We start from the raw sequence: 12,735 nt of genomic DNA on the forward strand, positions 1-12,735 counted from the left end.
TTTTTGCTACATAACGGCATGACCGCTCCGACCCGTTCCGCGCGTGCCGCGCCGCCACCCGTTCCCGAACCGCTCGCGCGCGCCCATGCGCGCTACTGGCGTTTCAACGTCGCGCTGATCGCGGTGCTGATGGCGATCGGCTTCACGGTGTCGTTCGTCGTGCCGTTCTTCGCGCCCGCGCTCGCGGGGATCCGCTTTGCCGGATTCAGCCTGCCGTTCTATGTCGGCGCGCAGGGCGCGATTCTCGTGTACCTCGTGCTGATCGTCGTCTACATCGGGCTGATGCAGCGCGCGGACCGTGCGTTGCGCCGCGCGTACGACGATCATGCGGCGCTGGCCGGCAACGCACGCGGCGGGCGCTGAGTCATGCTCACGCATCGACTGATTCGCGCATACGCGCTCTACACGCTGGGGTTTCTCGGGTTCGTGCTGTTGATGTGGCGGATCGAGCGCGCCACCGGCTCCGGCGTATGGATCGGATACGTGTTCCTGTTCGTGCCGATCGCCGTGTACGCGGTGATCGGGCTGCTGTCGCGTACGTCCGATCTCGTCGAGTACTACGTGGCCGGGCGGCGCGTGCCGTCCGCGTTCAACGGGATGGCGACGGCGGCCGACTGGTTGTCGGCCGCGTCGTTCATCGGCCTGGCCGGGTCGCTCTACGCGACCGGCTACGACGCGCTGGCGTACCTGATGGGCTGGACGGGCGGATTCTGCCTCGTCGCGTTCCTGCTCGCACCGTATGTCCGCAAGCTCGCGCGCTACACGATTCCCGATTTTCTCGGGACGCGTTTTTCGAGCACGGCCGTGCGTGCGCTCGCGGCCGGCGCGGCGATCCTGTGTTCGTTCGTGTATCTGGTCGCGCAGATCCAGGGGATCGGCCTGATCGCGACGCGCTTCATCGGCGTCGATTTCGCGATCGGGATCTTCTGCGGGCTCGCGGGCATACTCGTGTGCTCGTTTCTCGGCGGGATGCGCGCGGTGACGTGGACGCAGGTCGCGCAGTACATCATCCTGATCAGCGCGATCCTGATTCCGGTGTCGCTGATCGCGATGAAGAACGGGCTCGGCCCCGTGCCGCAGTTCGGATACGGCAAGCTGATGGAGCGCGTCGCGGCGCGTGAGGCGCAGGTGCGCGACGCGGCCGGCGAGCAGCAGGTGCGCGACGCGTACCGCCGGCAGGCCGCGGATATCCAGACGCGGCTCGACCGGCTGCCGTCGTCGTATGCGGACGCGCGCCGCCATCTCGCCGAGCAGCTTGCCGATTTGCGCCGCCACAACGGGCCGCTGCGCGAGATCAGCCAGCGCGAACGCGAGCTGGCCGACTTCCCGCGCGATCCGGCGGCGGCGCGCGTCGCGTGGATGCAGGCGCGCGACGACCTGCTGGCGCGTGCCGAGCCGCCCGTGCCGATGCACGAGCCGTTTCCTGCGGCGAACGACGACGAGCGGAAGCCGCGCGAGCGGAATTTCCTCGCGCTGCTGCTATGCCTGTCGCTCGGCACCGCGAGCCTGCCGCACATCCTGACGCGCTACAACACGACCACGTCGGTCGCATCGGCGCGGCGCTCGGTGGGCTGGACGCTGTTCTTCATCGCGCTGTTCTACCTGAGCGTGCCGGTGCTCGCGGTGCTGATCAAGTACGAGATCCTCGCGAACCTCGTCGGGCGGCCGTTTGCCGAATTGCCGGCATGGGTCACGCAATGGCATCACTTCGAACCCGACCTGATCAGCGTCGTCGAGGTGATTCGCGACGGCATCGTGCACTGGTCGGAAATCCAGATGCAGCCGGACATGGTCGTGCTGGCCGCACCGGAGATCGCGGGGTTGCCCTATGTGGTTTCAGGATTGATCGCGGCCGGGGCCCTTGCGGCCGCGCTGTCTACGGCGGACGGACTGCTGCTGACGATCGCGAATGCGCTGTCGCACGACGTCTATTACTGCATGGTTGCGCCCGACGCATCGAGCCAGCGGCGCGTGACGATCTCGAAGGTGCTGCTGCTCGGCGTCGCGCTGTTCGCGTCGTATGTCGCGTCGCTCAATACGGGGAAGATCCTGTTTCTCGTCGGCGCCGCGTTCTCGCTGGCGGCATCGAGTTTCTTTCCGGTGCTGGTGCTCGGCGTGTTCTGGAAGCGCACGACGACGCGTGGCGCGATCGCCGGGATGGTGGCGGGGCTGGCGGTGTGCGTGTACTACATCGTGTCGACTTATCCGTACTTCACGCAGCTGACGGGATTCTCGGGGCGCACGTGGTTCGGGATCGAGCCGATCAGCTCGGGCGTGTTCGGCGTGCCGGCGGGGTTCGCGGTGGCGATCGCGGTGAGCTTGCTCGATCGGCAGCCGGATGAGTATACGCGGGCGCTGGTGGATTACATTCGGCACCCGTGACGCGAGACGGGCGCCGTTCGGGAGCGCCGGGCAGAAGAGCGGGGCACGGCACCGAGGGGCGGGTCAGAGCGCGGCGATCCCGAGTTCGGCGCCCTTGGTCGTTTGCACGCGGCTGAAGTCGCAGCTTCCATCCGTCACGCCGTTTGCGATGGGGATGGCGACGCAGACATAGGCACGCATGCCATGCGGCAGTGCCACGTGTCGAAATTCGCCGACCTTGATTGTCGCTACGCGGTCAACGGCAAATTGATCGGTGATCGGCGTCACGCCCGGCGCGATCGACATGGTCACTTCCGACGTCGAGCGGTCGATATGCGATTTCAGCGTCTGGCTGCTGCCGATCTCCCCCGTAACCGTGAAGCGTATCGACGCCTGTCCGTCGGACACGCGTTGAACGGTGATCGCGAGCGTCGGCCTGGCAATGCCCGCCGCGCATCGGCCGGCAGTGCATTCGCGAACGGACAGGAGCGTGCGGAACGGCAGTGCCGGCTGACCGATGACGGACAGGCCGGTTGCGGACCCGCCGTCGCGCAGTGCTTGCTGCGACGGCGGAGGCGATGTGACGGCGACGGTGGTGCTGATCGTCGGGACTGAAGGCGTCGTCGCGCATGCCGACAGCATTGTCACGGCGCCAGCCATCATGACGAAGCGTGGACTGAATCGCATGGATCTGACTCGCGGAGCCGAAACCTCGTATATCGTCAGATCAATGCATATCTTTAGCGTGCGGCGTTCGGGATTCCACACGCCCGGCAATCAGTCCGTGGCGAATTTGTCGATCGGCAGATTGACGCCGGTCAGCTTCCAGGACCAGAGCCCGTCGCGCTTGAACACGAACGTCACCGAGTCGTCCGTTCTTTCTCGTGCGGTTGCGTGGACAGTCGACCAGTTCTTGTAGCGTACCGAATAGTCGGCCTTGGGCGTCCCGTTTGATACGGATGGCGCCGCGTCGTTGCCGGTATCCGCATGAACTGCTGCCGGCGGTTCGACTGACGATGTGGCAGCCGGCACTGCGGGGGGCCCCGGCGCGTGCGGGTTTGGCTGTTCCTTGAGCCATCATGGTCATGACGCCTGCCGGCGTAACCATCGTGTCGATGAACTGATTCACGAAACCCATCGCCATCATCATGCCTAGCCCGGCGAATGGATTCCTGCTCACGTCGGGCGAATTCGCCAGCTTCGCATGCATCATGGTCATGAGCTGGGCGCTCAGGTTTTCACGAAGCGACGGAAAGTCGATGTGCGAAGCGAACGAATCGGCATCCTTGTCCACCATCGCCGAGCGCATCTGGTACATGGCGATGTATGGGCTCGCCTAACTGGAAGCCACGCCTGCGGCATGGCTGTCGTCCTCAATAGCGCATGGAACCGCCAGCGTCGCATATTCCGTCAGGCTGGCTGGAATGGGGAATCATGGCCGTGCGCGTGCAGATAGTCGTCGACCCGTTTCAACAACAACGCGCAGCGTTGCGTGGTCGCTTCGCTATCGTTCAGTTCGTGACGTTCGAGGATCGAGAACTCCCGAACGATCGAACCGGTCGGGAACTGCTGCCAGCTGAGATCGATGTGGTACCAGTCGTCGCCGATACGAAGCCCGTTCCAGAAATGGACTTCCACCGCTGTTCCGGTCCAGACACTCCCTTTGACGATTTCGGTATCGGGGTAGTAGTGCTGCACCGTGCGGGAGGTGGGGTAGCACTGGCCCAACGCAGGATTTCCCGCCTGCTCGATCTCCCGATACGCGGTTCGTCTGTCCCAGGAGGCGATCAGCGCCTCACGAAGGCGGAGCATGAAATCCGGGGGGCGCACCATGGTCGGTCGGATCCTGTCGCGTCAAGGCGCCTGCGAGCGCTTAGGCGGCTGTTCGTTCAGTGGACGATGGGCGAATTGTCGGCGATCCGGATAGGTGTGTCGAGCGATTGCCTGCGGCCGCGAGCCGCCGCAGACGAGTGCGGCAGCCAACCGCGGTCGGTCATGCTGGAATTTCATGGCGAGCGAGAGCGGCAACAAGATTCGGCGCCGGTGGAGCATTTCCGCATGATGGGCTGAAAAACAAAAAGCCCCGCAGATCATCGACCTTGCGGGGCTTTCTCATCAATTCTGGCGGAGAGAGGGGGAGTCCAGTCCAAAAAATTAAATCACTTAAGAAACAATCACTTACTGATTCCGCCGGGGAGGGCTTTGTACCTTCCGGCGGCTCCAATCTTGTACCACAGACGGCATGCAGCAAGCAACGCATAACGTAAAGAAAACCACAACTAACGTGTAGCGCGACCCGGTATCATGAATTCTTGGCCTGTAATTTCCGACGATATTTCGTCAATAAATTGAGATGGAGAAATTTCCACAAATTCACTTAAAAGCCAATTGTGTTGACTCTCGAGGTGTTTTGCAAGTTTATCGGGGGTATATCGGGCCAGCTCACTTAAACGATGCATCGCCGCAAAAGCCAGGGGTACGGTATGGCGCTCGATAAAATTCGGCAGATTCCGCTTGTGACGTTTTAAATACCACAATCTAGTTGGCCCATAAATATAGAAAAGATATTTTCTTGTGGTGTGGTGATAATTGGTTAGGGCCGCAATATTGCCGGCGGCATTGCCCCCTCTAACCCACTTAAACCTTTTCTTTCGTCTAACCCTATAGCAGCTTGCGTCGCCGTTGTCTCTTTCAAAAGTCTGTGGCAGTAAATTTAATGTCTGTCCATGAACATAGTGAGGATCGAGCACGGCCGTAAACCAAGAATTTTCGGAGCCGGGTGCATGTACATAAGTCGGCTTGGAGATTGGCAAAAATAGCTCTTGCTCACTTGTAAACGTGAGATGGTACGCGCGATGTATAAAAGGAAGGTTGTAGAATATTTCTTTTAGTGAGTATGTGTTCTTGTTTACTTGTTCGCCATAATAACGACATAATTCAGATAGAATTCCGTTGTTTTGAAATTTCACCATCTCGCGTGCGAGGCTTACTCTGCCAACCTTTCCCCATCCGGAAACACCGTGCCGAGGGTTAAATGCAACTCCTTTTACTTTGAGGAGGCATTTTGCCGCATTAAGAAAACAATAATAAGCGGTTAGTGGGGCAGATGTATTGGGAAGTGATTTTGTTGCATCGTAGAACGCCTTTGCCTGCTCCCAGTAGAACAAAGCATCATTGTTTCCTTGTCGCTTTAGCCATAAACTCACATATTCCCATGTACTGGTAACGAGAACTGTTTGGCATCCCCAGTCTGGTGACTTAAAGGCTTTGTGGAGGCGTAATTCTCGTCCTAAATGCGTATGTTGGATCGCCATATTTTGTTTTCGACCTTAAACTGAAAAGTAGGCGTGCGGCATGCCCATGAAGAGTATCATAGGGCATCGCTTTGTTCGGGGCTGCGCCAATGACGCTTATGGTTGTGTGGTATCGACAACAACGCCAGCAAGTCTGGTGTGCTGCGGACACGCGAATATCGAGGGGTGATGGCGTAGCGACCGACCATGGGCCCAAAGTCTTCTCCGTGCCAGTAGTCTGTCACGTCCAACAGGGCAATGCTGTTCAGTGGAGGTCCGTTCGTCGCTACTCGGTTGGCTTCGCGTTCTGCGGTAACAGCCTTGCTGCCACAAGCACGCACGCTCTCGCCTCTGCATGCACGCAATCGCTTGCATCAAGAAATGGCCAAGACCGCCCCGTTTCTGTAGAGGCTATTGCTGAACTGTACAGAAGTATTGGCGAATACCAAGTGCGAGACATCGCTGGTCGTGTGGTGCAGAATCCCGAAACCTACTTTTTTCAAGGCGTAATCTTTGGATACTGCCTCGCCCATAGACGCTTTCTAGGCTTTGAGATTGCTCCTCATTTAGCGGCAGATGGGTTCTCTATGGCTGTAAGGGAGATGCAGCTGGTCCCCAATCTCTTCTACCCTTACGGCAGCGGCAAGGAGGAGTTCCTTAGATTGCATCACGAACTGCGGAATCAACCGGACCCAGGTGTTATTAGGACGCTGAGCCATATGGTCGCCCAGGGTGCTCACCATGAGGTCGGCGGACACGTTCAGATAGGTATTAGCGGTACGGGGGGATTTAGATTGTCGCCGGTGCTCAATTTAGCAGGTGCACAGGATCGCCTGGTGACATTCCTTGGATGGGATGTCTCGCAAGCTCCCGAACTGGACGGCTACAGAATCGGTTTTGAAGCCATTGGCCTAGACTGAGGGTGAAGGTCGTAGATTCTACCGGAAGCCGTACCAGATGGGCCGCACTTATACGTCGATGATGCTATCGGCGGGCGAGCACCAGAACAGTGATGAATGCACGAGTTGAGACGTTGGAGCAAGCAGATTCACGAGTGGTCACTAAATGCTTGAGCGATTACATTTATTTTTAGGAAGTGAGTCTGCCGCGCACCACCGGTTACGAGCATTCCAGCAAGTGCGTAGTGTTGGCCATTTTCATTTTTATGGCCGACAAAAACTGGAGAGCCACTAAAACCATCTAGGTCATTTTGCCACGATATGTTCGCCAACTTTAGTCTATCGTCGCCACCAGAAAGTGCTAGATGACCAGTAAATTTCGCTGCCTGAAGGATGACAGTATTGTCGTTATTTTTGAAATTTAGAAAATCCGTCCCTGTTCCTGATGTCGGATAGCCAATGCACGAAAATACTATACCCCTTTCAGCTGCAATGTCACTTTGTGTCAAGGGGAGTCGGATGAAATCATTAAGCCAATCTCCGGCTGGCGGAATTTTGACTGCGCGAGACAATAAAATCTTCCTTTGTTTTTCGCTTTTCAAGATATCTATCGGAAAAATGACTACATCAGCTAGCTCGCCGAGTACGGGTGAATATGTATCTTTCAGTAAGACTATATTATCAAAGGAGATGTAATCGTTTTTGTTGATATGGCGCTTATTATAAGGCGCCAGCACTCTCAATCGCTCTGCAGCTTCAGTTACAGAAAGGTTGTTGTGGCCTTCTAGGCAATGTTTTGCTGTAATGTAGAATAATTGCCTCCCGCGCCTTGCAAAAAATCCTGTTCCTCGTATGTATGGATAATCCTCAAAACCTTTCTCTATGAATAGATTTGGGGCCACGCATTCGCTTGGGTAACCAGTGTGAATAAAAGAAATTTTAGTCACGAAACTTTAGAAATTTTAAATTGCTTTAAATTTGCTGTCTAAGCCAGATGCCGCAACGCTAAGTGACGGACACAAGCGACCACTCTAAATGCTGATTTTCATTAGGCGGTGAGGATAGCTCCGTTTGCTTTCTAAGTAGTCGCTTCGTCGGAAGCTGCTTTCCGACGAGGCACACCCTTTCGCACCACCACCATGCCAGCAGACGGTCCTGTCCTAGCAAGCTCACATTGCGGCCACATCGAAACCGCACTGATTTTTTGCAGAGCAGCGTCCAGAGCAAGCAGCCACTTGCTGTTTTGCTTCGTTGATTCCCGTCCCGTTATCTCCTTGAGCGTGGCTGGCCTGGTGTCAAACACCAGTTTGTTCGACGCAAAATAAGCGTGGAGACCCTTTGCGAGCGGATCGCTCCCAAGCGCGTTCCGTGCTTTGCCCGATAACGCCAGCCATGCGCCCCCCTCCAGCAATGCCGCAACGCCGTCCGAAAGCATAACGCGATAATCGTAGGGGGCGGTAGTGTTCGGCGGACGCTCAACTTTAGCTAGGAACCGAGTGCGAACCAATGGCCGCATCTCTTCTTTCGGCGCGCGCTGCTCAAACTTGAATTCCGCCAAGCACAGACGTTGTAACGAGTCGTCGAACAGCGTGTCCGTCTTGCCGCCACGACTGCGACCCAGCGCGGCCAGCGCTTCGCTACGCTTAAAAAACACCGTCGCACTGCCAGTCGGAACGCTATCGCGATAAGCACGCGCCAACAGCCAGAAAAACAGGTCGGCGTCGCTCTGGGACAAACGAGGCCCTTCAAGCTGTTCGACACGATACTGTGACGTAGCGCCGAGCCTCAACGGCTCACCTCTTACAATCGTCGGTCGTTGAGCGGCTCCGGCATACTCAAGCGCACTGAATACGGCGCTTCGCACAAGGATATGTGGTGCGATACGGGTATCGACTTTCACCCCATGCGGCAACTTGAGTGCTGGCCACGCAGTTTTTGCTGCACTGGTCACTACTTGTCTCCTGAAGAAGTTAGGCAAGCATAGCGAAATCATGGACTGATGGCTACGCAAGAAATGGACTGATGGATTTAACTCGTGGACTGAAGGATTCGTCTGCGCGGGAATGAACTTTATTTCACAGCACTTTTTTTCATTGTGTGAGCGGGCAAAGCATTATTTAATATCAGGCCTTTAAGTAATAATTCGTGGGGCGGAGCCCCCTCAGCGGCGCAAACCTATTGTGGAAGCTAACCTGCGCGCCGCTGAGCCTCCCCCCAATGCTCCAGTGCGCATACGCTCACTCTGGACCGCTTCGCGGTCGGGCAGCCAGGGCGGCCGGTGACCGGCGCAATGGCTCGGATGCCTGCAGCGCCCACGGATATGCTTGGGGGAGGCTCGCGTGACCGCCACGCAGAGGCGAGACACCGTCCAACGCGAGGGGGGGCGGAGCCCCCCCCTCCCAAGACACTGAGACTGGGTGGCTAGCTCAATCCCGCGCGATGCTTCGCTCATGTCTCCGTGGAGACTCAGCCAGGCCTAACTCACGGGCGAGGGCCGGCGCCTTTTCTGCGACTCGTCGACTCAGCACGGTGACACCTCTCAGCAGCCTCTCTGCGCGCTGTTCTGCGGCCGCCAGCCTGGCGTCTCGAGCGGCCTGCTCCCCATACCACCGTCGAATCGTCTGGTGGTCTGCGCATGAACCTTCGACGCCGCGCGCAAGTCCATGGTGCGCGCCGACCGACGCCGCAAAATCGCTCTGCATGGCTCTCAGCTTGGCCGGAGTACCTTGATAATGCGCCGCCGACAATCGGACACCTGCGACCTGGCCAAATTCGCGAGTCTCGCGCCGCTTGGTACCGTCTGCGTTCGTTCCAGCGATAACAGAGCGCCGACGTGTTCGGGCCGCAATATTGACCAGCGGGACAACATACGCAACCATGTGCGGCGCAGTCTCGTCGCGTTGAATATTCACTGCAATGACGTTCTCCGCGCCGTGACGCTTTTCGAGCCATACCAGCGCGTCACGGAAATACGCATCCGAATCGACCTTGCCACCACGTTCGGCGAACGCGTCCGCGTTTGCTGTCACGAGATATTCGATGCACAGCACAGGCTCTTTCGCCTTCTCCGTCGCCAGCCCAACCCGTCGCATTACGGCATCTGCCAGTTCGTCTGCGCTTCTGACCAAACGCCAATCGCTATTAGTGCCGGTCCGTGCAGGATCAGCGTTCGGAGTGACGCTCTCCCGCCATGTGTGACGCCCGCTGGCCGTCACGGCAGCGAGGCTAGCGAGCTTAGCGGTTCTGATGATGACTGGATGGCTCATACGCCTGTATAGCTCCGGCGCACGAGCATGAGCGCCGGTTCAACGTATGTACTCACTACGGAGGTTGTACGTTGCTGCGCAACTACAACCTCCTACGTTCGGCCCATCAGGGCGCAGCGCAGCACCCGCCCGCCGTGGACAACCTGCCCGCCCACAGCTCAGGGCTGTGGACGGCCGCCGCGCGGTCCGCAGGTTGTCCACCGCTCCCCGGCGTGCAGCCTGCGGCGCGGGCGCCATTCAGGCGCCCCAAGTCGCACTTACGTGCCTGAGACGTGAGTCACACGTGCCATCGCCAAGTATCACCTTTCCGGCATGGTCAGCGTGATGAGGAAGTTTGCCGGCAGGGCGACGGCGAGCAGAGGCAGGCCGATGGCTTGAACAGGTGGAAACAGCAAGCTACAGAGACCGATTTCAAGAGCAGTCATTGAGACGGCTGCGCTCAGACACAGGCTCGCGCGTTGGATGAATTTGTAGGTACGTGGGGACATTGTTAGTAGCTCCGTAAAAGGCGATGCGCCTCTCACGTATAGCTCGCTGACAGCCAATGCTCGGAACTCCGTCGGCCAAGAAATCAAGGTTTTCCACGATTCGTCACATTGGAGACTTCATGCGCCGTGACGCAGCCTATACTCTGCATGCGACACAAATACGACCACGTCACACTCGACCTGTTTTCAGATGCTGAAACAGTTCCTCAACCGCCTTCCACTGGCCGACTAAAGAAGATAGACGCGCTCAGTGAAGCTGAACGCGCCAAGCGCTACCGCGCGAGAAAGAAGGCCCGTTTGACCGAACTGCGAGACAAGACCGTTCCCGTAAGTTCGACACTGATTGACCTGTCCGCCCTCCCGGCATGGAAGCGTAAGTAACCACAGCACTGACTTACGCCGCGCAGGGATTCGCGTCGCCGGATCGCCGTAGGCGATTCGGCCACACTCCTATGCGTCTCCGTCTTTGCTCTGCCTTTTGGTCCGGGATGGGTTTCGAGTGGCCGGAACACGCTCGGACGCTGTGACGATTTTTGCCGGAACTGGTGTGGGCAGCGTCACGCCGTAGTCGAGTTTCGCCAACCGGGTCACCATTTCACTCAGGGGCAACAGCACAGTCTCGTCTTCATAGCCATCGGCGACGGCGTTATCCGACGATTCCTTGTGACCGCTGATGCAGCGCAGATTGACGCCCTTCATACGGCCATGGGTGAGTAGGGTATGTCGGAATACGTGCGAGCCGCGTACCGCGTTGCCTAGTTCATTCTCTACGCCGTGCAGGCCAATGCTGCGCAAGTAGTTCGCTACGAACTTTCCTGGCGCCGCGCCCGCATTACCTTCTGTCGCCCTCCATTGAGGGAACAACCGTCGAACTCCGGCCTGCTTTGTTCGTTCAAGGTGTTCTGGCAAACCGAGGCGAACCAATTCGGCGTGCATCGGAATCGTACGTGGTCGGCCAGTCTTTACGGACTTCTTCACGTCCGGGTCAGGACTGTCACCAGGCTCATTCGTGAGTCGAAGCCACCAGAGTCCATCCCGGCATCCCCAATCCGACTGCGGATTAATCTGGCAGATTTCCCTTATACGAGCGCCGGTGTAAAGACCTATGGCCAGCAACCAGAACTGATGTACATAGGTCGGCCGGGCAACGATTTTCTTCATCCTCTTGCTGGAGAAAATCAGCTCAATCTCGTGTTGCCGGAGCGCACGCTGTTTGCGTTCGGCCTGTGTGCGCGATCCGAGATACGAGATATTGGTCGTCAACGTTGTCGGGAACCCAACGTCCTGCCAATCTGCGACGGCGCGGTCGATGAAAATGCGCAGCGATGCGACATACGAACCATCATACGTCTTGAGGGCCAGTGTCTGTTTCCATTCACGGCTTGCCATATCGCGGATGCCTAAGCCGTCCTTGCGCCGTAAAGCTGACCAATGAGGCGGCAGCTTCTGGACCGTGAGCAGGAAGTCTTTGATGTGGAACTGGCGTAGCTCGGTAACCGGCATATCCCCGACCACATCGAGGAAGGTCGGGAGAATGAAGTGGTGCTTTGTGTTCATCGCCCCCTGAGAAGGGGGTAGATGCTCAAGGAACTCGCGGATGACCGTTGACAATCGCGTGGTGTCCGACTGCGACGCTTGCTTCAGCCGTTTCAGTGGCTCGCCAGTCACGCGAATAGGCAATGGCTTGCCGGAGTATTCCGCTTCCAGAATATCCAGCCCCTCGCTATATGCACTCGCGTATTCAACGAGGAGGGTGCGCTCTTGAGCCGTACCGTGCAGGTCAGCAGCCAGACGGTATCCATTCCGACTGAGCGTCCCCGACAACATGTCTCTCCACCCATAGGCAGCAGCCTCGTCACCGAATTGTGCGAGTTTGGCCCAGCTTTGCAGCCGTTCGATTTCCTGGAGCTTTTGGCGAGGATTGACCGCGACACTGGCCCGGTAACGTTGCTCTCTGTCGCCGCGCTGGACTTGCTCGACGACTGTAGCGCGCAAGTGCGTAATGAAGTCGGAGGTAATCGCGGTGATGTCTGCGAGCGGCGGAGAAATCTGCGGGATCGCGGGTACATATTCGCCGCTTGGTCCTGGTTGCGCTGTTGCTGAAGCGCGCGCGTCGTCAATTTGACGGCCCGTCTCTACGGCGAGCTCATGGCAACGCTGGCTAGCGCGACGGTAGTCTCCGCCGAGTGTGTACTTGAATTCTCGCTTGCCGATGACAGGTCGCACATCGGCAGGAACTGCGCGCCGGAACAGGTAACCTGTCCCGTTTGGACTCTTTGACATGTATTGCGGCATCGTATGGTCCTCGATGACCGTACTCGCGCCGCTCTTCGTCTGTGCCAGTTTCTGTACCTGCTTCTGTACCATACAAAAAACTTAACCCCTTGAACTGTCGGTCATTCTGACGTTTCAAGGGGTTATTGGCAAC

Annotated in this window: 12 protein-coding genes; 3 read left to right on the forward strand and 9 right to left on the reverse strand. The window is 57.9% G+C overall.

Features of this window, described 5'->3' with window-relative positions:
- Positions 1-18 precede the first annotated feature (18 nt).
- Both GQ56_RS0128880 and GQ56_RS0128885 read left to right on the forward strand, forming a co-directional pair.
- On the forward strand, positions 19-363 hold the full coding sequence (locus GQ56_RS0128880) for a DUF4212 domain-containing protein (protein ID WP_031401966.1): 345 nt from the start codon (positions 19-21) through the stop codon (positions 361-363).
- Between the two features lie 3 nt (positions 364-366).
- Positions 367-2,382, forward strand: a complete 2,016-nt coding sequence (locus GQ56_RS0128885; RefSeq protein ID WP_031401967.1) for a sodium:solute symporter family protein — start codon at positions 367-369, stop codon at positions 2,380-2,382.
- Positions 2,383-2,445: 63 nt separating this feature from the next.
- Here GQ56_RS0128885 and GQ56_RS0128890 read toward each other — a convergent pair whose 3' ends face one another.
- The 4 genes from GQ56_RS0128890 to GQ56_RS42105 form a co-directional block, all read right to left on the reverse strand.
- A complete protein-coding gene (locus GQ56_RS0128890; RefSeq protein ID WP_031401968.1) occupies positions 2,446-3,048 on the reverse strand; it encodes a hypothetical protein in 603 nt (200 codons plus the stop codon).
- A gap of 40 nt (positions 3,049-3,088) precedes the next feature.
- Complete coding sequence (locus GQ56_RS39620) at positions 3,089-3,679, reverse strand: DUF2939 domain-containing protein (protein ID WP_235212786.1); 591 nt, start codon at positions 3,677-3,679, stop codon at positions 3,089-3,091.
- A gap of 92 nt (positions 3,680-3,771) precedes the next feature.
- Entirely contained in the window at positions 3,772-4,194 is a 423-nt protein-coding gene (locus GQ56_RS0128900; protein WP_034199807.1) for a YunG family protein, read from the reverse strand.
- A 446-nt stretch (positions 4,195-4,640) separates the two neighbouring features.
- A complete protein-coding gene (locus tag GQ56_RS42105; RefSeq protein WP_075123052.1) occupies positions 4,641-5,675 on the reverse strand; it encodes a YaaC family protein in 1,035 nt (344 codons plus the stop codon).
- A gap of 428 nt (positions 5,676-6,103) precedes the next feature.
- Between GQ56_RS42105 and GQ56_RS44840 the strand changes: the two genes are divergently transcribed.
- The gene (locus GQ56_RS44840) at positions 6,104-6,574 is read left to right on the forward strand and encodes a hypothetical protein (protein WP_152601891.1); all 471 of its coding nucleotides are present in this window, start codon (positions 6,104-6,106) and stop codon (positions 6,572-6,574) included.
- Between the two features lie 128 nt (positions 6,575-6,702).
- Here GQ56_RS44840 and GQ56_RS44845 read toward each other — a convergent pair whose 3' ends face one another.
- The 5 genes from GQ56_RS44845 to GQ56_RS0128920 form a co-directional block, all read right to left on the reverse strand.
- Complete coding sequence (locus GQ56_RS44845; RefSeq protein WP_152601892.1) at positions 6,703-7,500, reverse strand: hypothetical protein; 798 nt, start codon at positions 7,498-7,500, stop codon at positions 6,703-6,705.
- A gap of 131 nt (positions 7,501-7,631) precedes the next feature.
- Positions 7,632-8,504 (reverse strand): hypothetical protein, encoded by an 873-nt coding sequence (locus GQ56_RS44850; protein WP_152601893.1) that lies wholly within the window; start codon positions 8,502-8,504, stop codon positions 7,632-7,634.
- 475 nt (positions 8,505-8,979) lie between these two features.
- On the reverse strand, positions 8,980-9,819 hold the full coding sequence (gene mobV, locus GQ56_RS42115; protein ID WP_075123054.1) for a MobV family relaxase: 840 nt from the start codon (positions 9,817-9,819) through the stop codon (positions 8,980-8,982).
- Between the two features lie 299 nt (positions 9,820-10,118).
- A complete protein-coding gene (locus GQ56_RS0128915; protein WP_031401971.1) occupies positions 10,119-10,307 on the reverse strand; it encodes a hypothetical protein in 189 nt (62 codons plus the stop codon).
- Positions 10,308-10,757: 450 nt separating this feature from the next.
- Positions 10,758-12,674 (reverse strand): DUF6538 domain-containing protein, encoded by a 1,917-nt coding sequence (locus GQ56_RS0128920; RefSeq protein ID WP_063962874.1) that lies wholly within the window; start codon positions 12,672-12,674, stop codon positions 10,758-10,760.
- Between the last annotated feature and the right edge of the window lie 61 nt (positions 12,675-12,735).

The organism is Burkholderia paludis (genome assembly GCF_000732615.1).
Lineage (GTDB): Bacteria > Pseudomonadota > Gammaproteobacteria > Burkholderiales > Burkholderiaceae > Burkholderia > Burkholderia paludis.